General features: G+C 71.4%; 17 protein-coding genes. 4 read left to right on the top strand and 13 right to left on the bottom strand.

What is annotated here, in order from left to right; genetic code table 11:
- The first annotated feature begins 10 nt into the window (after positions 1-10).
- The 3 genes from HP445_RS02835 to HP445_RS02825 are packed head-to-tail and all read left to right on the top strand — an operon-like array spanning position 11 to position 3,152.
- Positions 11-652, top strand: a complete 642-nt coding sequence (locus HP445_RS02835; RefSeq protein WP_128781497.1) for a sugar transferase — start codon at positions 11-13, stop codon at positions 650-652.
- Complete coding sequence (locus HP445_RS02830; RefSeq protein ID WP_164941269.1) at positions 649-1,962, top strand: glycosyltransferase family 4 protein; 1,314 nt, start codon at positions 649-651, stop codon at positions 1,960-1,962. Before HP445_RS02835 ends, HP445_RS02830 begins: the two co-directional genes overlap by 4 nt.
- Before the next feature lie 47 nt (positions 1,963-2,009).
- Positions 2,010-3,152, top strand: a complete 1,143-nt coding sequence (locus tag HP445_RS02825) for a glycosyltransferase (RefSeq protein WP_128781495.1) — start codon at positions 2,010-2,012, stop codon at positions 3,150-3,152.
- 1,567 nt (positions 3,153-4,719) lie between these two features.
- Here HP445_RS02825 and HP445_RS02820 read toward each other — a convergent pair.
- Genes HP445_RS02820 through HP445_RS02790 form a run of 7 tightly spaced genes read right to left on the bottom strand, consistent with a single transcriptional unit; the run spans position 4,720 to position 12,674 of the window.
- On the bottom strand, positions 4,720-6,099 hold the full coding sequence (locus HP445_RS02820) for a right-handed parallel beta-helix repeat-containing protein (RefSeq protein WP_128781494.1): 1,380 nt from the start codon (positions 6,097-6,099) through the stop codon (positions 4,720-4,722).
- Positions 6,100-6,125: 26 nt separating this feature from the next.
- Positions 6,126-7,304 carry a glycosyltransferase family protein gene (locus tag HP445_RS02815; protein WP_128781493.1) on the bottom strand — a complete coding sequence of 393 codons (1,179 nt, stop codon included), beginning with the start codon at positions 7,302-7,304 and terminating at the stop codon, positions 6,126-6,128.
- Between the two features lie 41 nt (positions 7,305-7,345).
- Positions 7,346-8,638 (bottom strand): lipopolysaccharide biosynthesis protein, encoded by a 1,293-nt coding sequence (locus tag HP445_RS02810; RefSeq protein WP_164941268.1) that lies wholly within the window; start codon positions 8,636-8,638, stop codon positions 7,346-7,348.
- A gap of 4 nt (positions 8,639-8,642) precedes the next feature.
- Positions 8,643-9,950, bottom strand: coding sequence for a nucleotide sugar dehydrogenase (locus HP445_RS02805; protein WP_128781491.1), 1,308 nt, complete (start codon positions 9,948-9,950; stop codon positions 8,643-8,645).
- A complete protein-coding gene (locus HP445_RS02800) occupies positions 9,947-10,963 on the bottom strand; it encodes a Gfo/Idh/MocA family protein (RefSeq protein ID WP_128781490.1) in 1,017 nt (338 codons plus the stop codon). Before HP445_RS02800 ends, HP445_RS02805 begins: the two co-directional genes overlap by 4 nt.
- Complete coding sequence (locus HP445_RS02795; RefSeq protein ID WP_128781489.1) at positions 10,960-12,057, bottom strand: DegT/DnrJ/EryC1/StrS family aminotransferase; 1,098 nt, start codon at positions 12,055-12,057, stop codon at positions 10,960-10,962. The genes HP445_RS02800 and HP445_RS02795 overlap by 4 nt, the downstream gene beginning before the upstream one ends.
- Positions 12,054-12,674 carry an acyltransferase gene (locus HP445_RS02790; protein ID WP_128781488.1) on the bottom strand — a complete coding sequence of 207 codons (621 nt, stop codon included), beginning with the start codon at positions 12,672-12,674 and terminating at the stop codon, positions 12,054-12,056. Before HP445_RS02790 ends, HP445_RS02795 begins: the two co-directional genes overlap by 4 nt.
- A gap of 144 nt (positions 12,675-12,818) precedes the next feature.
- On the opposite strand from HP445_RS02790, the gene HP445_RS02785 reads away from it, so the two are divergent.
- Positions 12,819-14,006: an ankyrin repeat domain-containing protein gene (locus HP445_RS02785; RefSeq protein WP_111091980.1), complete on the top strand. Its 1,188-nt coding sequence runs from the start codon at positions 12,819-12,821 to the stop codon at positions 14,004-14,006.
- A 107-nt stretch (positions 14,007-14,113) separates the two neighbouring features.
- Here HP445_RS02785 and HP445_RS02780 read toward each other — a convergent pair whose 3' ends face one another.
- Genes HP445_RS02780 through HP445_RS02755 form a run of 6 tightly spaced genes read right to left on the bottom strand, consistent with a single transcriptional unit; the run spans position 14,114 to position 21,741 of the window.
- Entirely contained in the window at positions 14,114-15,310 is a 1,197-nt protein-coding gene (locus tag HP445_RS02780; RefSeq protein ID WP_128781487.1) for a glycoside hydrolase family 1 protein, read from the bottom strand.
- A 40-nt stretch (positions 15,311-15,350) separates the two neighbouring features.
- Complete coding sequence (locus HP445_RS02775; protein ID WP_111029705.1) at positions 15,351-16,223, bottom strand: alpha/beta fold hydrolase; 873 nt, start codon at positions 16,221-16,223, stop codon at positions 15,351-15,353.
- A complete protein-coding gene (locus HP445_RS02770; protein WP_111022714.1) occupies positions 16,220-18,016 on the bottom strand; it encodes an ABC transporter ATP-binding protein in 1,797 nt (598 codons plus the stop codon). Before HP445_RS02770 ends, HP445_RS02775 begins: the two co-directional genes overlap by 4 nt.
- Positions 18,013-18,963 carry an ABC transporter permease gene (locus tag HP445_RS02765; protein ID WP_111224784.1) on the bottom strand — a complete coding sequence of 317 codons (951 nt, stop codon included), beginning with the start codon at positions 18,961-18,963 and terminating at the stop codon, positions 18,013-18,015. The genes HP445_RS02770 and HP445_RS02765 overlap by 4 nt, the downstream gene beginning before the upstream one ends.
- Before the next feature lie 58 nt (positions 18,964-19,021).
- On the bottom strand, positions 19,022-20,002 hold the full coding sequence (locus tag HP445_RS02760) for an ABC transporter permease (RefSeq protein ID WP_017886395.1): 981 nt from the start codon (positions 20,000-20,002) through the stop codon (positions 19,022-19,024).
- Complete coding sequence (locus tag HP445_RS02755) at positions 19,999-21,741, bottom strand: ABC transporter substrate-binding protein (protein ID WP_217499664.1); 1,743 nt, start codon at positions 21,739-21,741, stop codon at positions 19,999-20,001. The genes HP445_RS02760 and HP445_RS02755 overlap by 4 nt, the downstream gene beginning before the upstream one ends.
- Between the last annotated feature and the right edge of the window lie 28 nt (positions 21,742-21,769).

Genomic DNA, 21,769 nt, shown 5'->3' with positions numbered 1-21,769 from the left:
GACACGTCCCATGCAGTCCCCCCGCCGCACGCGCACGCTCCGCGCCAAGCGCTGCTCCGACATCGTCGGCGCCTCCCTCGCGCTCGTCGCACTCGCTCCGGTGCTCGCCGTCGTCGCCGTCCTGGTCGCAGCTCGGCTCGGTCGTCCCGTGCTGTTCCGGCAGCCCCGCCCCGGGCTCCACGGCAAGACGTTCACCATCTTGAAGTTCCGCACGATGCTCGAGTCGGACCCCGCGGCCGGACTGGTGAGCGACAGCGACCGCCTCACGCCGTTCGGTTCGTTCCTGCGGTCGACGAGCCTGGACGAACTCCCCAGCCTGTGGAACATCCTGCGGGGTGACATGAGCTTCGTCGGCCCCCGCCCGACCCTCTGCCGGTACCTCGACCTCTACACCGCCGAGGAGTCCCGCCGACACGACGTCCTGCCCGGTCTGACCGGTCTCGCCCAGGTCCGTGGCCGCAACGCCCTCCCGTGGCCCGAGCGGCTCCGGTCGGACGTCGAGTACGTCGACAACGTGACCCTCGGCCTCGACCTCCGCATCCTGCTCCGCACGGTCGTCGTCGTGCTCCGACGCGAGGGCATCGCCGCGCCGGGCCACGTCAGTTCCGACGTCTTCGAGGGGACCGCGGCGATGACGGGTGGATCACGGTGAGGACCGTCTGGATCGTCAACCACTACGCGCACCACCGCGAGCGGGACGGCCGCGCGACCCGGCACCAGCACCTCGCCGCGGGTCTGACCGAGCACGGGTGGCGCACGGTGGTCATCGCTGCCGGCACGGACCACCCCTCCGGCCGCTCCCACCTGCACGGGACGACGCTGCGCGAGCGCTGGACCGGCGACGGGTACGAGTTCTGCTGGCTCCGCGGAGTCGACCACCGTGGTGCGGGCGCTCGCCGGGCGATCCGTCGCATCGCCGACATCGGCTTGTTCACCGCGCTGCTGCTCCAGCCGGGCTCGCTCCGAGGGCTCCCCCGACCGGACGTCGTGATCGGTGGGTCCTTCCATCCCCTGGCCGCGTGGGGCGCCTCGGTGCTCGCTCGACGGATGGGCGTGCCGTTCGTCTTCGAGCCGCGCGACCTCTGGCCGGAGTCAGCCCTCGGGCTGGCGGGCATGACCGAACGGCACGCGGCGGTCCGGCTGCTCCGACGGCTGGAACGGACCATCGTCCGTCGGGCAGCGCACATCGTCTCCCCGCTCGAAGGCGTCGGCCGGTACTACGCCGACCGCGGTCAGCCCACGCCCTTCACCTGGGTCCCGAACGGTGTCGCGATCGACGAGCAAGCCGACGAACCCGGCGAGCCCGGTGAACCCGACGCACCCGAAGAACCCGCGGACGAGCCCGACACCGCACTCGCGCCCGCGCCCGAGACCGCTGACGACCGCTTCACGGTCACCTACATCGGCTCGATGGGGCCGGCGAACGCGCTCGAAGCCGTCCTCGACGGCTTCGACCTCGCCGCCCGCCGGGCCGCCGCGAGCGGCGGCCCGCGTCTGGTGCTCCGCATGGTCGGGGACGGATCGGACGTCAGCGCGCTCCGGGAACGCGCGTCGCGCCTCCAGGCCGGCGTGGACGTGACCTGGGACGGACGGGTGCCGCAGGACGACGCCCGCCGCATCGGGCGCCGAGCGGACTGCCTGGTCGTCAACATGCACGACCTGCCGCTCTACCGACACGGTGTCTCGATGAACAAGCAGTACGAGTACATGCTGCTCGGCCGCCCGCTGCTCGTCGGAGCACCCGTCACGCTCGAACCGGTGGCCGCTTCGGCCAGCGGCCTGCACGTCCGGCCGGACGACCCCGAGGCGATCGCCGAGGGCATCCTCACGCTCGCGGCGATGCCCGCCGCCGAACGCGAGGCCATGGGTGCCCGCGGCCGCGACCACGTCGTGCGCGAGCACGACTACCGCCGGCTGGCCGGCGTCCTGGCCGGCGTCCTCGACGACACCGTCGCCGCCTGACCTTCCCCTGTCCCGTCCCGTCCCGTCCCGTCCGAGGAAACCCGAGCATGCTCCCCGACATCGTCCACGTCTCCAGCGCCCACCCTTGGGTCGACAACCGCGTCCACCTGCGGGAGGCCGCGGCAGCCGCCGACGCCGGTTACCGCGTCCGCCTCATCGCGGTCGAGTCCGACCTCGGCGCCCCACCCACGGCCGTCGAGGTGGTGCGGATCCCACGGCGTGCGCGTGTCCGGCGCATGGTCGTGTCGACGACGCAGGCGCTCACCCTCGCCCTGCGGTCACATGCCCGGGTGGTGCACCTGCACGATCCCGAGCTCATCTGGACCATCCCGGTGCTCCGGTTGGCCGGCCGCACCGTCGTCTACGACGCGCACGAGGACCTGCCCGACCAGGTCTGGGGCAAGGACTACCTGACCCACCGGCAGCGTGCCGTGTTCGCGTGGCTCTCGCACGGGCTGCTCCGCGTGGCCGGGACGGCGAACCGGGTGGTCACCGCGACCGAGTGGACCGGACGCCGGTTCCCGGCACCGCGCAGGATCGCGATCCACAACTTCCCCTTCGCGCGTCCGGAAGACGACGCCCAGGTCGGCCTGGAGGCGCGGCCCACCCTGGTCGCGCACGTCGGCGTCCTGAGTCACGACCGTGGCATCGACGTGCTCGCGTCCGTCGTCGAGGAACCGTCGTTCCCGGCGGGATGGCGGGTCGAGATGGTCGGCTCGATCGACCGGGCGACGTCGACGGAGCGGTTGCGTGCCGCCGAGGCCACCGGCCGTGCTCTGCACGGCGGCGTCGTCGGTCCCATGGAGGCGCGCGACCTGCTCCTCCGCTCCCGGATCGGCGTGGTCCCCTTCCGTCGGACGCCCGTCACCGACCAGATCTTCCCGACGAAGCTGTTCGAGTACCTCGCGGCCGGACTCGCCGTCATCGCCACCGACATCCCCCTGTGGCGGCACCTGTTGCGCGGGGTCGAGTGCGTGACCTTCGTCCCCGCTGACGACCCCACGGCCATCGCCGAGGCGATCCGCCGGTACGCGGACGACCCCGCGCTCCTCGAGCGGCACGGCGCCGAGGCCCGACGGGCGGCCGCGCGGTTCACCTGGGCACCGGAGGCCGAGCGGCTGGTCGAGATGTACGACGAACTCCTGCCCGGCGTCCGCGCAGCACGATCGACGCCGACGGCCACCCGGTGACGCGGGCGACGATCGACCGGGCCGAGCTCGCACGTCCGGTCGGACGGGTGACGGGCGTGTTCGTCGCGGTCGCGCTCCTCGGCCTCACGATGAACTGGATCTCGGCGAACCTCGTCGCACCGATCTTCTCGTACCTGGGGTACGGCTACGTCCCCGCGCCCTGGCAGGCGCTGCTCGTCGTCATCGTGCTGACGACCGGGGTGGCGCTGACGCTCCCCCGGGTGCTCGTCCGGCCGTCGCACGTCGTGCTCTGGACGATCTTCGTGGTGTGCGTCAGCCCGACGATGATCATGAGCATCTCGACCGGGTACGTGTCCACCGCCACGGCGATCGCGCTGAGTGCCGCGGTCGGGACGGCGTTCGCACTGGTCAGCCTGGCCACGCCGAGCGGCGCGACTGCTCCGGCAGCCCGGGTCGAGGCGGCGGACGACGTGCTGGTCATCGGCGCGCGGCGGATCGACCGTGGCACGCTCACCTGGCTGGTGTGCGGCCTCTACTCCCTCGTCACGTACGGCCTGATGGCGGCGACGGTCGGCATCCACATCCGGTTCCTGGCACTCGACGACATCTACGAGGTGCGTGCCGACTACTCGGCCGACGTCGGGACCGGCGGTGCCCTCGGGTACCTGTTGACCGGTCAGGCGTACGTGATCAACCCGCTGGTCCTCGCGCGCGGCATCTTCCGTCGCCGCCCGTCCCTGGTGGTCCTCGCCCTGGCCGGGCAGTTCCTGCTGTACTCGAGCACCGGGTTCAAGGCGGTCCTGTTCTCGTTCATCGCCGTCCTCGGGATGGCGGTGCTGTTCCGGGGCGCGAAGCCGGCGCGTTCGCTCGCCTTCCTCGGTGCGCCCCTCGCGATCATGATCGTCTCCGCGGTCGCCGACGAGGTGCAGGGCGGCATCACCTGGACGTCGGTGTTCACCCGCCGCTTCATGCTGACGCCGGGGCTGCTGTCCTCGGTGTACGTCGACTACTTTTCCGACAACCCCGTCGCCCGGTACGGGTACTCGTTCCTCAGCCCCTGGATCGAGTACCCGTACGATCTGCCGCCGCCGAAACGGATCTCCGACTACCTGGTGCCCGGGTCGGTGGGCTACGCGAACGCCAACCTGTTCGCCGACGGGTTCGCGAACCTGGGGTGGATCGGGATCTTCGTCGCGGCGGCTGCGCTGTTCGTCTGGCTGCGGTTCCTCGACGGCGCGAGCCGGGGGCTCCCGATGCGGGTCGCGGCGATGGCCGTGGTGATGCCGAGCATCATGCTGTCCAACACGTCCATCTTCACGGCGATGCTCTCGCACGGGCTGCTGATGGGGACGCTGATCCTGCTGATCGCCCCGCGCAGCGGCTGGGAGCGGGCCTCGCCCAGACGGCGGCCCACCGCTCCGGGCGACGATCGGCTGCGAGCACGATCCCGGAGCGGCCGCCGCTCGGCACTCGTGGGCGGAGCACCCGCACCCGCGCTGACGCAGGCAGCGGCGCCGGTGCAGGGTGCTGGGCGCCGCGATGCTGCAGCACGTGCGCGGACCGCTGGCCGGACCGGCCGGCGGAAGGTGCCCGGCCGTCGGGCAGCTCAGCGCTCTCGGACCCGGAGCACCGCGCCGGCACCGGCCACGACCGCCGTCGTCGCAGCGGCCCAGTCGTTGTCCACGAGCACCAGGTCGTTGGCCGTCTGGCGGCACAGCACCCCGTAGACGGCACCGCTCTCGACGCTGCCCTCGTACCGGTTGCCCACCAGGTGCCCGCGGTTCTCGGTGGCGCGGACGTCGATCGCGACCGACGTCGCCGTACCCTGGCGCCGCAGCCCCGCGATCCGGTTGCCGACGAGGGTGATGCCGTCGTTCGAGTGGTACAGGGAGAGCCCGCGACGGACTCCACCCGGGCAGTGGTTGTGCGCGACGATCAGGTGCCGCGTCAGGTAGACGAGCACGGCCCCGTCGCGGTCGCCGTCCCCGTACCCCGTCACGGTGTTGCGGAGGACGATGCCGTTCGCCCGTTCGGCGGGGTCACCGACGGTCTCGCCCGCGCCGCGGATGACGATGCCGGACCCGGGGCCGGACGTCGTGCGGCGGACGACGTTGTCGATGACCGAGCAGTCGAGGGGCGCGTACTTCGTGGCGCCGGCGTCCGACTCGTCCTTCGAGGGGACGATGGCGATCCCCACCCGGCAGTTCTCGACGAGGTTGCGGAGGATCGCGATGGACTGCCCGCCGTGGGTGTCGATGCCTTCCCACGCGGGGACGTCGGAGACGTGGTTGTCCGCGATGACGATCCGGGCCGAACGTGGTGCGCCGAGGAGTCCGGTGGTGGTCGCGCGGACGGCCTCGATGCCGTACGAGTTCACGTACGGCGCAGGCTGGGTCACCCGGGCGATGCGGTTGCCGCGCACCGTGCCGTCGGTGCACGAGAACATGAGCACCCCGGCGTAGCCGATGTCGGCGATGACGCAGTCCGCGACGGTGAACGCCGCGCAGTGGTCGAGCAGGACACCGTCGTGGGAGAAGTCGCGGATGTCGGCGCCGAGGATCCGGACGTCGCGGAACGGCCGGGTGACGGTACCGACGACGTGGACACCCCGACCGAGCCCGGAGTGGTCCGACCCGGAACCCCGGAGGACCGCGTCGATGATGATGACGTCCGACGCGGCGACGACGACCATGTCGATGTCGAGCGTGGTGGAGAGCGATCCGCCGACGAACCGGATCGTCACCGCGCGGTCGATGCGCAGCGGTTCGGACAGCACCCAGTGCCGGGTCACGACGAGCACGGCACCCGCGTCGGTGGCCGCGACGGCGTCCTGCAAGCGGGCGACCCCGGTGTCGGTCACCGTCTGTGCCGTGTCAGCTGGAGCGGGACTCGAGCGGCCGGACGCGGCGGCCGCCCGGGTCCCGGTGTCGAGCAGCGCTGCGGGGATCGCTCCGGCCGCGCCGAACAGCGCACCCCGTCGGCTCACGACCGACCGGGGTGTCCGGAGCGGCGTCACCGCCCGACGGCTTCCGGCATCGGCGAGGCGCCGGACAGCGAGCGGTACAGGTCGAGCAGGACGTGCTCTTCGTGGTCCCACCGGAAGCGTTCGAGCACCAGGGCGCGGCCGGCTTCGGCGTGCCGTCGCAGCAGGTCAGGATCGCCGTCGTACCGGCGGAGTGCGGCCACGACGGCTTCCGGGTCGCCCGGTGGCACCCACGTCGCGCAGTCGGCGCCGTCGAGCAGCTCCCGCCAGAGCGGGACGTCGGTGGCGACGACCGCCAGTCCGGCCGCCAGGTACTCGAAGAGCTTCGTGGGGATCGACGCCGCGTAGGCCGGCGTCGGCAGGAGTGGGAGGAGCCCGACGCGAGCCGTCACCAACAGGTCGCGGGCCGCGTGCGGTGCCAGGACGCCCCGGTGGTCGATGCGCCCGGTGTCGACCAGTGCGTCGAACGCACCGCGGTCGACCGCCGAGTCGATCGGACCGGCGGTGACCACACGCCAGCCGTCCGGGAGCCCGGGTGAGGCCGCGACGCCGGTCAGGACGTCGATCCCCCGGTCGCGGCTCATCGACCCGAGGTAGACGGCCACCTGACCACGAGCAGCGGCCGGCGGGGCGTCGGTGTCCTGGGCACGGAGCCGTGGGACGTTCCGGACCAGGACGGTCCGGTCGGCGCGGAAGCGGCGCGCGATGGTCGGCGTCGCGGCCACCACGGTGCGTGACCGGCGTGCGAGGGCCACTGCCGCGTGCGCCGCAACCGTGCTGCCACGGCGGGCGACGGGGCCGAGGTACTCCTTGCCCCGCACCTGCTCCGGCAGGTCTTCGTGGGCGTCGTACACCACCGTCCGGTGCAGCACGCGCAGGAGCGGGAGCGCCCACAACAGTTCGGGGTCGTGCAGGTGCACGATCGGCGCCCGGGACGACAGTGCCGCCCCGATGACCTGGACCGAGGACACCAGCACCCGTCGCCCGCGACGCCGAGCCGGGATACGTCGGACGTACACCCCCGTCTCGGGATCGGGCAGGTGCCAGTCCGGATCGGCACCGACGCCTGCGGCAGCGACGGCGACCAACGCCGTGCGGTACCCGGCACGCGCTGCGCTCGCCGCAGCACGGAGGTGCACTCGGTTGTCGGTCCATGGGTGCGCACTCGAGACGTGGACGATGTCGAACGGACGCGGTCGAGAAGCCATGCACCGAAACTATGGGCCCGTTCACCCACGACGCGAGTTATCTACATGTCATATTCTCGTCGTCGTCTGGTAGCCCGTCGACCGCTTGCGCCACGGTCGTGGATCCGGGCGGCCCGGAGGACCATGAGGAGCACTGCCGCGTACGAGATCGCCATCGCCGAGGCGAGCGACAGGAGCACGACGGGCATCGGCGCACCGAGCAGCGACGGCACGAGCACTGCCGACGCGGACAGCGCGAGCCGTGCTCCATCCCAGGCCAGTTGTGCTCCCTGCCGCTGCAGCATCGACAGCACCTGCGTGACCGGCGACACCGCGACCTGGATCGCGAAGGCCGGGACGAGCACCTGTGCGTACGTCCCCGAGACGGCCCACTCCGGGCCGAACACCGTCGAGAACACCGCCGGGCCGAGGAGCACGACCACCACCGCGGCCACCGCCCCGGCGAGCGCCAACCGCACGACGAGGCGGACCAGCAGCCCGCGGACCGGATCGGCCGAGCGGATGCGGAGTCCGAACGCCCCGGCGGCGTACTGCGCGGTCGCGTCGGCGACCATGCCGACGGGCGCACCGAGCACCCGCATCGTGAGGGCGACGAAGCCCGCGGCGACGCTGCCGTGCAGCGCCGCGATGAGCAGACCCGGAGCCTGCTGGCCGACGACGTTCAGCATCGAGGACCACGGCGTGATGACGAGGAACCGCCGGTGGTGACGGGCGGCGGACGAGAGCGCCCGAGGGGTGATCCGCTCGCCGTCGCCCCGCCGGAACCGGACCATCCCGAGCACGGCCGCGATCCGGCCGACCGCCAGGCCACCCACCAGCCCGACCGGACCGGCCGCGGCCATCGCCAGGTTCCAGACGGACTGGCCGATGCCCTGGCAGGCGTTGCGCACGGCGATGGACCGGTGCTGCTGCCGTCGCGCGAGCACGGCCGAGGCGATCCGTTGCGCCCCCACCGCGACGACCGTCACGGGCACGGTCCACCACAGGTCCTCGAGCGCCGGCGCGGTGAACCACCGTGCCGCGTCACCGCGGAGGACCCAGGCAGCCCAGGCGGTGCCTGCACCGACGACCAGCGTCGAGAGCAGACCGAGTGTGACCAGCGCGTCGGTCGTCGCCCGGTCGTGTGCGACGACCAGCGCGCGGTCGGTACCGAGCGTCGCTCCGGCTCCGAGGATGCTCGCGACCGCCGTGACGACCGCGAGCGTGCCGAAGTCCGCCGGGGTGTAGAGCCGGGTCAGCAGCGGTGAGATCGCCACGACCAGGCCCTGTCCGAGGACCGTGCCCACGAGGATCGTCGCGATCGCCGGGAGGCGCCGACGGGGCGAGGACCGCACGGTGTCAGGCCACGGGGACCACGGGCGGAGCACCGATCGCGGTCACCGTGGTGGACGCCCACCGTTCGACGTCGAGGACCCGTCGGCCGTCGACGACCGTGCGGACGCCGGGGAGCCGGGACTCGTCCCACGTCGCGTACTCGGCGTGGTCGGCCTGCACGACCGCGGCGTCGACCGGGTCGCCGTCGGTGTGTGGCTCGAAGCCGAGACGGCGGAGTTCGTCGTCGGAGTAGAGCGGGTCGGAGACCGTCACGAGCGCGCCGTGCGCCCGGAGTGCGTCGACCGTGCCGAACACTCCGGAGAAGGCGGTCTCCTTCACCCCGCCGCGGTACGCCGCGCCGAGGACGACGACGCGCTGGCCCCGCAGGTCGCCGTGCAGGCGCTCGAGGAGGTCGACCGCGTGGGCCGGCATCGCGGCGTTCCTGGCACGAGCGGCACGGACGACCGTGGCCTCCGGGTCGTTCCAGAGGTACAGCCGCGGGTACACCGGGATGCAGTGACCGCCGACCGCGATCCCGGGGCGGTGGATGTGGCTGTACGGCTGCGAGTTGCAGGCGTCGATGACCGCGGCGATGTCGATGGACTGCCGTTCGGCGAACCGGGCGAACTCGTTCGCCAGCGCGATGTTGACGTCGCGGTAGGTGGTCTCGGCGAGCTTCGCGAGCTCGGCGGCCTCGGCGGTGCGGAGGTCCCAGACGCCGTTCGGCCGACCGAGGTCGTCGCGCTCGTCGAACTGCAGCACCGCTTCGTAGAAGGCCCGGCCGCGCGCCGAGCCCTGGTCGGAGAGACCACCGACGAGCTTCGGGTAGCGCCGGAGGTCGGCGAACACGCGGCCGGTCAGGACCCGCTCCGGCGAGAACACCACGTGGAAGTCCTGCCCCTCGACGAGTCCGGAGCGGGCCTCGAGCCGGGGTGCCCAGCGGCCACGGGTCGTCCCGACCGGCAGCGTCGTCTCGTACGCGACCAGGGTGCCGGGTCGCAGGTGGTCGCCGATCGTGTCGGTGGCGGCGTCCATCCAGCCGAAGTCGGGGATGCCGTCGGCATCGACGAAGAGCGGCACGACGACCACGACGACGTCGGCGCCGGGGATCGCTGCCGCCGCGTCCGTGGTCGCGCGGAGCAGCCCCGCGGGGACGACCTCACGCAGGCCGTCGGCGAGCCCGTGCTCGCCGGGGAACGGCTCGGTCGCAGCGTTCACGGCGTCGACAACCCCGCTCGCGACGTCGAGGCCCGTGACGTGTGCACCGGATCGTGCGTACTGGACGGCGAGCGGGAGCCCGATCTTGCCGAGACCGACGACGACGACGTTCATGCTGCTGCTCCTTCGGCGTCCGTGCCGAGCTGCACGGTCTGCTGGATCCGCGAGGACTCGAGGACGGCCTCGGCGACGAGTACCGTCCGGAGACCGTCGCGGAGGGTGACGATGTCCGACGGCCGCCCGAGCACGGCGTCGCGGAACGCCTCGTGCTCGACCAGGAGCGGCTCGCGCTTGGTGATGGCGAACCGGGTGCTGGCTCCCTCGGACACACCCCGGAACGCGGCGACCTGGTCCCACTCGGTCTGGACGGTGCCGTTCGCGTGGAAGGTCAGGTCGGCGGTGAGGGTGTCGGCGACGAACGTGCCGCGGTCACCGGTGACGATCAACAGGCGTTCCTTGTACGGGGTGAGCCAGTTCACGAGGTGCGAGGTCAGCGTGCCGTCGGCCAGGCGTCCGGTCACGGTGACGAGGTCCTCGTGGGGACGCCCGCTCTTGGTGCCCGCGAGCGCCCCGACGTGGACGAACGGTGACCGGGCGATCCACGACGTCGAGTCGATGTCGTGCGTGGCGAGGTCCTTCACCACACCGACGTCCGCGATCCGTGCGGGGAAGGGCCCCTGGCGACGCGTGACGATCTGGTAGACGTCGCCCAGCTCACCGGCGTCGAGCCGCTGTCGCAGCGCCTGGAGCGCCGGGTTGTAGCGCTCGATGTGGCCCACGGCGCCGACGAGTCCGGCGCGGTCGAAGGCGGCCACGAGGCGCGCGGCAGCCGGACCGTCCACCGCGACGGGTTTCTCGATCAGGGCGTGCACCCCCGCCGCGGCGAGTTCCAGACCGACGGCTTCGTGGTGCGCCGTGGGGACCGCGACGACCGCGGTGTCGACGCCGAGTGCGACGAGCTCACCGACGGACCGGACGACCGGCACGCCCTGGGCGACGTCGTGCTGGTCACCGAGGGCATCGGCGACGCCGACGAGCTCGACCCCCTCGAGCGACCGGAGGACCCGGGCGTGGTGCCGCCCCATCATCCCGAGGCCGATGACCCCGGCCCGCAGCACCCCGCTCATCGTCCGGCCCCGGCGAGGGTGTTGACGGCCTCGACGACGCGGTCGAGCTGCGAGAGCGTCAGTGTCGGGTAGACGGGGAGCGCGAGGACCTCGGACGCGGCACGCTCGGTCTCGGGCAGGTCGAGGTCGTGTGCGAACGACGGGAGGCGGTGCACGGGCGTCGGGTAATAGACCCCGGTCCCGATGCCGAACTCGGAGCGCAGTGCGGCCGCGAAGCCGTCGCGGTCGGACGGCACCCGCACGACGTACTGGTGGAAGACGTGCTCGGCTCGGGGGTCGGTCGTCGGTGTCACCACCCCGTCGAGTTCACGGCTGAAGTAGGCCGCGTTCGCCTGGCGCTGTGCGGTCCACCCGAGCACCTTGCGGAGCTGCACACGCCCGATCGCGGCGTGGATGTCGGTCATCCGCGCGTTGAAGCCGATGACCTCGTTCGCGTAGCGCTGCTCCATGCCCTGGTTCCGGAGCAGCCGGAGCATCCGGTCCACCGCGGCGTCGCGGGTCGAGACCATGCCCCCTTCGCCCGCGGTCATGTTCTTGGTGGGGTAGAGGCTGAACGCCGCGGCGTCGGACGAACTGCCGACGCGCGTGCCGGCCCACCGGGCTCCGTGCGCCTGCGCAGCGTCCTCGACGACGAGCAGGTCGTGCTCCTCGGCGATCCGGGCGATCGCGGTCATGTCGGCCGGGTGCCCGTAGAGGTGCACCGGCATGACCGCGCGGGTCGCCGGGGTGACCGCGGCGCGGACGGCGGACGGGTCCACGCAGTAGGTCAGGGGATCGATGTCGACGAACACCGGCTCGGCGCCGACCAGTCGGACCGCATTCGCCGTGGCCGCGAAGGTGAACGAGGGGACGATGACCTCGTCACCCGGACCGATGCCGAGCGCGACGAGCGCCAGGTGCAGTGCAGCGGTGCCGCTGTTGACCGCGGTGACCGAGGCTCCGGCGACGAGGACGTCGCCGAACTCGCGCTCGAAGGCGGCGACCTCGGGGCCCTGCGCGAGCCCGCCGCCTTCGAGCACGGCATCGACGGCGCGGCGTTCTTCGAGGCCGATGAGGGGCTTCGCCGCGGGGATGAGTTCGAGTGTGGTGGTCAACGGATCGCCTCGATCGTGTCGGTGGTCTCGGAGTGGAGGAAGCGGTCACCGGTCTCGGTGCAGACCAGCGTGCGGTCGTCGACCTGCGCCAGCCGTCGGCCGGTCCGGCTCACCCAGCCGATGCGGCGGGCGGGGACCCCGGCGACGAGCGCATGGTCCGGGACGTCGTGGACGACGACGGCGCCGGCTGCGACCAACGCCCACCGGCCGATGCGGATGGGGGCGACGCAGAGCGCTCCGGCGCCGATCGACGCACCGTGCTCGACGACGACGGCCGTGGGCCGCCAGTCGTCGGCGTCCTGCACGGAGCCGTCCGGGTTGATCGCCCGCGGCGTGTTGTCGTTGGTGAGGACGGCACCGGGGCCGATGAAGACACCGTCGCCGACGACCGCCGGTCCGTAGACGAGGGCGCTGTTCTGGATCTTGCAGCGGGCACCGATCTGGACGCCGGCGCCGATCGTGACGCCGCGGCCGACGAGGGTCTCGCTGCCGACGGACGCGTGCGCCTCGACGTGGGAGTCGTCCCAGATGCGGACCCCGGGAGCGACGGCCGCCGAGGGCGACACGACTGCTGCCGGGGCGATGAACGCCGTCGGGAGAGTGGGACTGGGGGTCATGGGTGCGCTTCCGGATCAGGCGCGGCGGGACCTCCGCTGCCGGACCACCATACGATATACCGGTACGACATATCAAGTGTGATGATCGCGAGTGCGATGCGATGGCACCGCAGTCCCGCCGCCGGACGCCGGTAGTGTCGTCCCGTGCGATGGAGTCGAGTGAACTGGCCCTCCGTTGGCTACGTCTCCCTCGAGGACTTCGACGGCCAGCGAGAACACGTGACCCGATTGCTCGAGGACGCCCCGCCCACGGTCGCCGCGCTCCTGACCGTCAAGTGGACCGACTCGCGGATCGAACGCTGGGTCGTGGAGTCCGCCGACGCCGTCGTCGACCCGGACGCCGACGAGGACGACGTGACGACCCCCGTCGACCTGCCGGGGCACGGTGTGCCCGACCCGGTCGTCGTGCACGCCGACATCGTGGTGCGCAACGACGAGGTCCTCGACACCCCGAGCGGCCTGTGGCGTCGCTGGAACCACGCCAGGGTGTCGCTCCGGCTCCGGGACGCCGTCATCGACCCGCCGGGTGTCGACGCCGCGGCACTGCTCGCCGGTGACGCGCACGTCGCCCGGGGCGAGCTCGAGTACCTGAACGAGCACGACGCCTGGGAGCTCCGCCTGCTGATCTCCCCCGTCGGCGAGGTCGCGATCCGGTTCCGGGGCGTCCGGGTGGCGATCCGGAGCGTCGCCGAGAGCGTGTACGCCGACCTCGAGGCGCGCCCGGCACGCGGCTGGCACGGCCCGGTGCCGGACGGCTGGGTCGAGTGGACGACCGAGGTGGTGCGGGCAGCGGCCTACGGCGACCTCGGCGGACTGCACCTGGCCGACGACGCGAGCGACGTCGACGACGTCGACCCCCGCTGGGGCTTCGCCCCGCTGCACGCCGCCGCGTGGTTCGACCACCCCGAGATGCTCGAGGAGCTCCTGCGCCGCGGCGCGACCCTGCAGCTGGAGGACACCGAGGGGCGGACGCCGCTGACGCTGGCGATCGACCGCGACGCGCGACGGGCGGTCGACGTGCTGGTCGGAGCGGGTGCCGACCTGGAGGCCCGTGACGGCGACGGCAACACCCCGATCGTCCGCGCTGCGTGGGGTGGGCACGCCGCGATCGTGCGTGCGCTCGCCACCGCGGGTGCGGACACCAGGGCGCGCGGGTCACGGGGCGCGACGCTGCTGATCGCGGCCGTCGACTCCGGCGACCTCGACACGGTCCGGGTCGTGCTGTCGCTCGACGTCGACCGGGACGCCGTCGACGACGAGGGCTCGACCGCTGCGGACCGCGCGGAGCTGCTCCGCGAGACGGCCGTCGCCGACCTGCTCGCCGCTGCCTGAGCGCAGTCCGCACCACGGCCCGTGGGTCGCCACGTGCCGGGCACACGGAAGCGCGGCGGACGGGAGCAGGGCCTCCCGTCCGCCGCGCGCCTGCGGGGTCGACCGTCCTAGACGGTGACCTGCTCGAGGGCGTTCGCCTGCGCGACCCGCCCGTACCAACGGGCGGAGTCCTTCGGCGTGCGCTCGAAGGTCTCGCGGTCCCACGCGACCAACCCGAACGTCGGGCGGAAGCCGGAGGCCCACTCGTAGTTGTCCAGGAGCGACCAGTGCTGGTAGCCCAGGACCTCGATGCCGTCCTCGATGCAGCGGTGGATGCCCTCGAGGGCGCCCTGCGTGTACGCCTGCCGGCGGGAGTCGTCGGCGGTGGCGATGCCGTTCTCGGTGATCATCAGCGGGACGCCGCCGGAGAGCTCCCACGCGCTGCGGAGCCCGTCGGCCGAGGCCTCGGGGTAGAACTCCCAGCCCGTCAGGGTGGTCTCGACGTCGTCCGTCACGGGCAGGGGCCCGTCCGGACCGATGAACGTGCGGGTGTAGGCCTGCACGCCCAGGAAGTCGTCACCGGCGGCCTGCTCGAGGTACCAGTCGTCGCGCGGGTACCCGTACTCGCGGAGCATGGCGTCCGCCCCGGGCTCACCGTTGGACTTGAACGCCTGCGTCGCGATGGTCCACCCCGACTGGAGGCCCGACACCTGTGACAGGACCTCGCGCGACCGCTTGTGGCTGGCCAGCAGGGCGTCGGCGACCCCCAGGTCCGGGTTCGGCAGGCCGAACGCCACCAGGTTGGCCGCGTCCTCGCCGCCGGCGAGCATGGCCGCGATGTTCGGCTCGTTGATCGTGCAGACGTAGCGGACACCGTCCTGCACCACGGGGAGCGCGGCCTCGGTGTAGCGGGCGAACAGGTCGGCGGCGTCGGGTGCCCGCCAGAAACCGTCGCGTTCGAACCAGCGCGGCACCGTGAAGTGCATGAGGGTGACGATCGGCTCGATGCCGAACTCGTGGCAGGCATCGACCATGCGGCGGTAGTGGTCGACCTCGGCACGGCTGACGAACCCGCGCTCGGGCTCGATGCGGGCCCACTCGATGCTGAACCGGTAGGAGTTCAGCCCGAGCTCGGCGGCGATGCGGATGTCCTCGCGGTACCGGTGGTAGCTGTCCGCCGCGTCACCCGAGGGCTCGACGATGGTGGTGTCCGGCTCGTGCTCGTGCACCCACCAGTTGCTGTTGACGTTGTTGCCCTCGATCTGGTGGGCGGCGGTGGCGGCACCCCAGAGGAAGCCGTCGGGGAACTGCAGCGTGGAGATGATGGTGCCTTTCAGTGCTTGTTCGAGTCAGTGCTGGCTCAGGTCAGTGCTGGCTCAGGAATGCGTCGAAGACGGCGACCGTCCCGAGCGGGTTCTCGACCTGGGGGCCGTGGTAGCTCGCGGGGATGACGACGTACTCGGCGCCGGTCTGCTCGGCCATCGCCCGCTGCCACGGGATCGGCCAGGCGTTGTCCCACTCGCCGTGGGCGACGAGGACCGGCAGGCCCGTGGCGCGCAGGGCGTCGGAGGCGTCGGTGTGGTCCTCGAGGATGTGTCCACCGGCGACGACGCTGAGCGGGCTCGTCGCGTCGAAGCGGTCGCGCACCATCCGGACGTCGTCGGGCAGCTCCTCGTCGGGCCGGTACGCCCAGAGCGGGTTCGTCGAGTCGAACAGCTGCCGGAGGTTCCCCCCGGTGTCGTGCAGGATCGTCAGCTCGGCGACCTTGCGGTACGGCCACCCGTGCGGCCCGGAGCAGAACTGCACGACGTCGCGGAACGCCGTCGGGTCCTGGAGCGCGGCGGCCCGGACGATCACACCGCCGAGCGAATGCCCGATCAAGTGCACGGGGGCACCGTCGTCGAGCAGGCGCGCGACCCGGACGACGTCGGCGGCTTCTTCGTCGAGGGAGTAGTCCCGCGGCTCGGTCGGCGCGGCCGAGTCGGCCTGACCACGCCGGCTGATCGCCACCGCGGTCCACCCGGCGTCGCGGAGCACGGGCAGGAAGGTCCGCCAGTCCTCCTTCGAGCCGGTGTACCCGGGGACGATGAGCACGGTGCCCTTCGACACCCCCTCGGGCACGATCCGGTAGGCCGTGAGCCGCCCGACCGGGACGTCGATCCCGACGACGTCGACGCCGTCCGGGGTGGGCAGGTGCCCGAACGGCGGGACCGTCGGGAAGTCGTGCAGGTTCGTCATGCGCGCAGGGTCCTCCGCGGGTTGGGAACGGCGTCGAGGAGGGCGATCGTGTACGGGTCCTGCGGGTCCTGCAGCACCTGGGCCGTGTGACCCCGCTCGACCACGGCGCCCTCGTGGAGCACCATGATGTCGTCCGTGATGAGCCGCGCACTCAGCAGGTCGTGCGTGATGTAGAGGAGCGAGACGCCCCACTGCTCGCGGAGGTCCTCGAGCAGCGCGAGCACACCGGCGCGCAGCGTCACGTCGAGCATCGAGACCGGCTCGTCGGCGATGATCACCTGCGGGTCGCTCGCGAGCGCCCGGGCGATCACCACGCGCTGCCGCTGCCCGCCGGAGAGCTGGTGCGGGAGCTTCTGCGCGAACTGCTCGACGGGGGTGAGCCCCACCGTCTCGAGCAGCTCGAGCACCCGGCGCCGGGCATCGCGGCCGGTCAGCCCGGTGTAGTTCGCGATCGGCCGGGACAGCGTGTACTCGACCGTGTGCAGCGGGTTGAGCGCCGAGTACGGGTCCTGGAACACCATCTGGACCTCGGAGCGGAGGTCCCGTAGGCCGCGCTTGCCGAGGCGGGCGACGTCGAGGTCCCCGAACCGGACGGTGCCGGTGGTCGGCTTCTCGACGCCGGTGAGCAGCTTCGCGATGGTCGACTTGCCCGAACCGGACTGGCCGACCAGGGCGAGCGACTGTCCGGGCTCGAGGGTGAACGACACGTCGCGCACGGCCTGCACCGGCTGCTCACCGCGGCGGGGAGCCGGGTAGGTCTTCACGATGTGGTCGACGACGATCGGGTTGCGGGCGGCGCTGCGCTCGCGGGAGCCGACGGTGCTGAACGACGAGGTCGTCTCCTGCCGCTTCTCGCCGGCCTCGGCGCGGAGCGAGCGGTCCGGGAAGCCCGGCAGCGACACCACCTCGGCGCGGGGGTCGGCGTAGTGCGACAGGAGCATCTGCGTGTACTCGTCCTGCGGGTCGCGGAGGATCTCGCGGGAGCCGCCGTCCTCGACGATCCGGCCCTCGTGCATGACGAGGACGCGCTCGGTGGCCTCGAGGACGATGCCGAGGTCGTGGCTGATCAGGATCGCCGTGAAGCCCTCGGTGCGCTGGAGCTCGATGATGGTGTCCATCACGGCGTGCTGCACGAGCACGTCGAGCGCCGTCGTCGGCTCGTCGAACACCATGAGCTGCGGTTCGAGCGAGAGCGCCAGGGCGATGGAGACGCGCTGCCGCATGCCGCCGGAGAGCTCCCCGGGGAACCGGGCGAGCATCGAGGTCGGCAGCTTCACCTTCTCGATGAGCTCCTTCATCCGGGCGTCCCAGCGGTCGCGCGACACGTGGCCGTGCGCCTTGAAGACGTCGATGAAGTGGTTCCGGATGGTGCGCACCGGGTTGAGCGCGTTCATGCCGGACTGCAGCACCATGGCGAAGCCGCCCTGCCGCTGCTGGCGCAGGGCTTCGTCGTCGAGGTCGCGGATGTCCTTGCCCGCGAACACGATGCTGCCGCCGTTCGTGCGCGCCGGCGGTTTCTGCAGCCGGGTCAGCGCGTAGCCGAGCGTCGACTTGCCGGAACCGGACTCGCCGACCAGGCCGACGAACTCGCCCTTCTTGAGCTGGAACGACACGTGGTCGACGGCTTGGACCGCCGTCTGGCCGGCCGATTCGTAGACGACCGACAGGTCGCGGACGTCGAGCAGGACGGAGGCGTCGCCCTGGTCGTGACGGGCGTCGGACCGGAGGCCCGTGGCGGCGCCGGTGGGCGCCTCCAGGCCGTCTGCCGGGTGCGTTTCTGGCAAGCCGCTCATGCGCGCTTCTCCTTACGGGGCCGTGCGCCGTCGCGCAGCCGCGGGTTGGACACGGCGTCGACGCCGAAGTTGATCAGGGTGAGGCTCATCGCGAGCAGCGCGATGCAGAGACCCGGCGCGAAGAGCAGGATCCACTGCCCCGTGAGGAGCGCGTTCGAGTTCTGCGCCCAGTACAGGATCGTGCCCCAGCTGACGATCGACGAGTCGCCGAGTCCGAGGAACTCGAGGCCCGCCTCCGCGAGGATGGCGCTGGTGGCGGCCCCGAAGAAGCTGCCGACGATGAGGCTCGTCATGTTCGGCAGGATCTCGCGGAACACGATGCGGGTCGCGCCCTCACCCGAGAACTGGGCGGCGGTGACGAAGTCCCGGCCGCGCAGCGACTGCGTCTGCGAGCGGAGCACACGAGCACCCCACGCCCACCCGGTGACGACGATGACCGCGATGATCACCGCGATGCCGCCGTTCTGCAGGTAGGCGGCGATGACGATCATCAGGGGCAGGCCCGGGATGACGAGGAACAGGTTCACGATGAACCCGATGACCTCGGCGATCCAGCCGCGGACGTAGCCCCAGCTGAGGCCGATCGCGACGGCGACGAGCGTGGACAGGATGCCCGCGACCGCGCCGACCATGACCGAGATGCGGGCGCCGTAGATGATCTGGGACAGGACGTCCTCGCCGGCGGCGGTGGTGCCCATCCAGTGGTCGGGCGTCGCGTCGGCGGACCGGGCGAAGCCGTTCTGGCTGGCGCCGTACGGGGCCAGGAGCGGGGCGAAGATCGCCACGAACACGAAGACGCCGAGGATGATGATGCCGATCCGGGCCTTCTTGTTCGACCAGACGACGCCGAACTGGCGGGCGGCGGCGCGGAGCTTGCTCGGCGCCTGGGCTGCTTCTTCTTGCGTGCGGACTGCGACTGTGGCGTCCGGGGTGGTGGTGTTGGTCATCGACGTGCCCCCGGGTGCTTGATGTGGGCGCAGCACGCCGCCTTCGTGATGTTGTTGGTCATCGACGCGTCCTCGGGTCCAGGACGCCGTACATGACGTCCACGATGAAGTTGGCGATGAGCACCGACACGGTGATCATCAGGAAGAGGGCCTGCATGAGCGGGTAGTCCTGCCCGATGACGGCGTTGAACAGCAGGTAGCCGATGCCCGGGTAGCCGAAGACCTGCTCGACCAGGACGGAACCGCCGACCACGCCACCGAGCGCCAGACCGAAGCCGGTCAGGTTCGGCAGGATCGCGTTGCGGGCCGCGTAGCGGATGGCGACGGTGCGTCCGCGGAGGCCGTTGGCCTCGGCGAAGGTCACGTAGTCGTCACCGAGGGTGTTGATCATCGCGTTGCGCATGCCGATGATCCAGCCGCCGAGGCTCGTCACCAGGATCGTGACCGCCGGCAGCACCGCGTGCTGCAGGGCGTCGCCGAAGAAGGCGCCGTTGAGCCCTGGCGTCGTCGTCGCCGAGTAGGCGCCCGTGGTCGGGAACCAGTGCAGCACGTAGCCGAGGAAGAACAGCAGCAGCAGGGCGGTCCAGAAGTACGGGAACGTCGACATGAAGCTGCCCGACAGGGTGGGCAGCGAGTCGAGCCAGGTGCCGCGCTTCCACGCCGCCGCGACACCGATCAGGGTGCCGAGGACGAACGCCAGGATCGTGACGACCCCGACGAGGATCAGCGTGTAGGGCAGGGCCTTCGACACGAGGTCACCGACGGGCTGCGGGTAGAACGTGTAGCTCGTGCCGAAGTCGAGGGTGATGACCTGGTGCAGGTAGCTGACGTACTGGTCCCAGAGGTTGCCGGTCGGCACCCCGAGCTGGGCCTCGATCGCCTTCTTGGTGGCGTCGGTGACCGGGCCGTTCTGGCTGAGCTTCGCGAGTGCGGCGTCGGCCGGGCTGCCGGGCATCAGGCGCGGGAGCACGAAGTTCAGCGTGACCGCGGCCCAGAGGGTCAGGACGAAGAGGACGAGTTTCTGGAGGATGTACTTCACTTCTGGTCCTCCTGCTGCGCGGCGTCCTGCTCCTGCAGGATCTGCTTGCCGGCGGCGCTGTCGCGCAGACGGAGCTTCGTGAAGATGAGCAGCGGTGCCGAGTCGTAGTTCTGCGGTGCCATGTAGGGATCCTTCGCGCTCGGCCAGCCGACGAACTTGCCGGTGTTGAACAGGCCCCAGAGCCCGCCGTAGTACATGCCGATGACGGGGAGCTCGTCGTAGACGGTCTGCTGCAGCTGGTCGAGGATCTCCTGCTGCTTCGCGGTGTCCGTCGTCGCCTTGTACTCGTCGAGGAGCTTCTGGGTGTCGGCGTTCTTGTACCGCTCGTAGTTGTTGACCGTCGACTTGCCGACGGGCTGGTAGAACTCGCTGCTGAGCAGGGAGTTGAACGCCTGGTAGACGTCACCGTTGCCCATGCCGCCCATCGCCATGTCGAACGTGCCGTTGTTGATGTTCTGCTGGTACCCGGCGGGCTGCGGCGCCTGGATCGTCACCTTGATGCCGATGGCCGTCAGTTCGCGGCGGACCTCCTGCGCGGCGCGGAGCCAGTCGGAGTAACCGTTCGCGGTCATGATCGTGATGGCGAGCTGCTTGCCGTCCTTGACGACCTTGCCGCCCTGCACGGTGTAGCCGGACTTCTCGAGGCTGGCGAGCGCCGCCTTCGTGTCCTGCGTGATCATGCCCTTGTCGGGGATGTCCGGGTTGAGGTAGCGCTCCTGGTTCGGCAGGATCAGGCCGGTCTGGCCCGCCGCCGACAGGTTGCCCTCGGACGCGGTCTCGGCGATGGCGTCGCGGTCCAGCGCGAGCGAGATGCCCCGGCGGACGTTGACGTCGTTGTACGGCGCCTTCGTGAGGTTCGGGATGAGGCCGATCACACCGCCGGCCGGGAACCACCACTCGTTCGTCTTCGACGCGGCGCCCCAGGTGCCCTTGACGTCGGAGATGAACGAGTACGCCCAGTCGTAGCCGCGGGTGACGGTGTCGAGCTGCGTGTTCGTCGCCGGCAGGATGAGGTGCTTGATGGCGATCTTGTCGGCCTGCCAGTACTTCGGGTTCTTGTTCATCGAGTACTGCTGGTCGGTGTAGTTGCCGAGGACGAACGGCCCGGTGCCGACCGGGTTCGGGTCGCGCCAGGTCGTCGGGTCCTTCACGCCGCCCCAGTGGTCCTCGCCGAGGATGTACGTCTGCCCGATGATCGTCAGGCTCGGGACGTCCTCGCTCTTGAGGTGGAAGACGACGTGGTCGCCGTCCTGCTCGATGCTCTTGATGTGCTGCCAGGCACCCTTGACGTCCATGGCGGGGAACTTCTTGAGCAGGTCGAAGGTGAAGACGACGTCCTTCGCGCTGAACGGCGACCCGTCCGACCACTCGACACCCGAGCGGATCGTCATGTCGATCGTCTTCGCGTCGGGCTGGCTCCACGCGCTGGCGAGCCACGGGTTGCGCTTGCCGTCGAGGGGGTTCACCTCGATGAGGGGCTCGTACATCCACTTGGAGGCCGTGCGGGCGTTCGCGATGTACGGGTTGAAGTTGCGGTCGAACAGCGGGTTGCCGCGGTCCGCGTTGATGAGCATCGTGTCCTTGCCGATGGTGGGATCGGGTTCGGAGCGGACCTGGATGCTGCAGCCGGTGGCCACGAGGGCCACTGCGGCGAGGCCGGCGATGGCCGCGACGAGGCGGCCTCGGCGGCGGGGGCCTGGGTCACGCGTGCCGCGCGTGCGCTGTGGGGGAAGCGTCATTGCTCGGTCGACCTCCATGTCGATTCGG

It is taken from the genome of Curtobacterium flaccumfaciens (assembly GCF_013359815.1).
Lineage (GTDB): Bacteria > Actinomycetota > Actinomycetes > Actinomycetales > Microbacteriaceae > Curtobacterium > Curtobacterium flaccumfaciens.
This window is presented reverse-complemented; position numbering and strand designations above follow the sequence as displayed.

What these genes read in the sequence shown, in the direction of transcription:
- HP445_RS02765 (WP_111224784.1), bottom strand. Translation starts at nt 18,963, where the DNA reads ATGACCAACACCACCACCCCGGACGCCACAGTCGCAGTCCGCACGCAA.
- HP445_RS02815 (WP_128781493.1), bottom strand. Translation starts at nt 7,304, where the DNA reads ATGGCTTCTCGACCGCGTCCGTTCGACATCGTCCACGTCTCGAGTGCG.
- HP445_RS02755 (WP_217499664.1), bottom strand. Translation starts at nt 21,741, where the DNA reads ATGACGCTTCCCCCACAGCGCACGCGCGGCACGCGTGACCCAGGCCCC.
- HP445_RS02835 (WP_128781497.1), top strand. Translation starts at nt 11, where the DNA reads ATGCAGTCCCCCCGCCGCACGCGCACGCTCCGCGCCAAGCGCTGCTCC.
- HP445_RS02805 (WP_128781491.1), bottom strand. Translation starts at nt 9,950, where the DNA reads ATGAACGTCGTCGTCGTCGGTCTCGGCAAGATCGGGCTCCCGCTCGCC.
- HP445_RS02770 (WP_111022714.1), bottom strand. Translation starts at nt 18,016, where the DNA reads ATGAGCGGCTTGCCAGAAACGCACCCGGCAGACGGCCTGGAGGCGCCC.
- HP445_RS02825 (WP_128781495.1), top strand. Translation starts at nt 2,010, where the DNA reads ATGCTCCCCGACATCGTCCACGTCTCCAGCGCCCACCCTTGGGTCGAC.
- HP445_RS02800 (WP_128781490.1), bottom strand. Translation starts at nt 10,963, where the DNA reads ATGAGCGGGGTGCTGCGGGCCGGGGTCATCGGCCTCGGGATGATGGGG.
- HP445_RS02775 (WP_111029705.1), bottom strand. Translation starts at nt 16,223, where the DNA reads ATGACGAACCTGCACGACTTCCCGACGGTCCCGCCGTTCGGGCACCTG.
- HP445_RS02790 (WP_128781488.1), bottom strand. Translation starts at nt 12,674, where the DNA reads ATGACCCCCAGTCCCACTCTCCCGACGGCGTTCATCGCCCCGGCAGCA.